The organism is Limnofasciculus baicalensis BBK-W-15 (genome assembly GCF_024178385.1).
Taxonomy (GTDB): domain Bacteria; phylum Cyanobacteriota; class Cyanobacteriia; order Cyanobacteriales; family Coleofasciculaceae; genus Limnofasciculus; species Limnofasciculus baicalensis.
In genome coordinates, this window is the sequence record NZ_JAMZMM010000143.1 from 1 (window position 1) to 831 (window position 831).

1 protein-coding gene and 1 pseudogene are annotated in these 831 nt (G+C 41.5%); both read right to left on the reverse strand.

The features are described 5' to 3' along the window. Positions 1-483, reverse strand: a pseudogene (locus tag NJ959_RS15185) (CHAT domain-containing protein); the annotation flags it as partial. Continuing rightward, a complete protein-coding gene (locus NJ959_RS15190; RefSeq protein ID WP_254012579.1) occupies positions 473-655 on the reverse strand; it encodes a hypothetical protein in 183 nt (60 codons plus the stop codon). The gene NJ959_RS15190 and the pseudogene NJ959_RS15185, both read right to left, overlap by 11 nt. Positions 656-831: the final 176 nt, after the last annotated feature.

The window sequence follows — 831 nt, forward strand, 5'->3', positions numbered from 1 at the left end:
GATCGCAGTTTCTCTGTTATCAGCCTTTTCGCCTTTGATTCTATCACTGTAAGCAATGCCCAGATTATATTGAGTCATTGCCCAGTCTACGGGAAATGCTTCTTTGGTAAAAACAGTCACTGCTATTTCATAACCAACTATGGCAATTTCCAAATTATCCGCCCGGTTACCATGGGGGAATTGCTTTATCAGATTACTGAAATTTACGATAATTCCTGTAATGCCTTGTGCTGTTGCTGATTCTTCTTGGGGGAGAGTTGCCCTTGCCCAATTTTCCAATACCTCAGCAAAACCCAGATTGAGTTTATCTTCATTTGCTCTAAGTAGAGGGTAGACGACTTCCGGATTACCGTCGCTGTCTGAAGTCGCTTTTAATACTTCCCTCAAAAAATTAAAATATCCTTCTGAAGTAGTAGGGGTTGAGGAAATACCTATCGCTTCAGCAAGTTGGGCTGCGAAATTCCGTAACCATTTAAACAGCATAATTATTCTCCCCCCTCTCTGCCAAAAATTCTGCTACTTCTATCATTTTCTCAATTAACCCACCATCCACCAAGTCTGAGTTAGCGTTTAATATCGCGGATTCTTCTCCATTAGGGCAATTAAGGAGAGTTTGGATTAATTCTAAATAAGCTTCTGGGCGGGTTTCAGCCATGGGGGGGATTGGCGGTAGTGTTTGTCATTATTTTGATTATATGCCCATATTCCTGACTTCTCCAAGGAATCCGGAATCTTCCGATTAATTAAGATAACCACAACTGCCAGTAACCGCCAGTTAACCGCCAATGGTTAAAACCACTGGCTAATAGCTAAAGTCCTCTAAAATAGGAC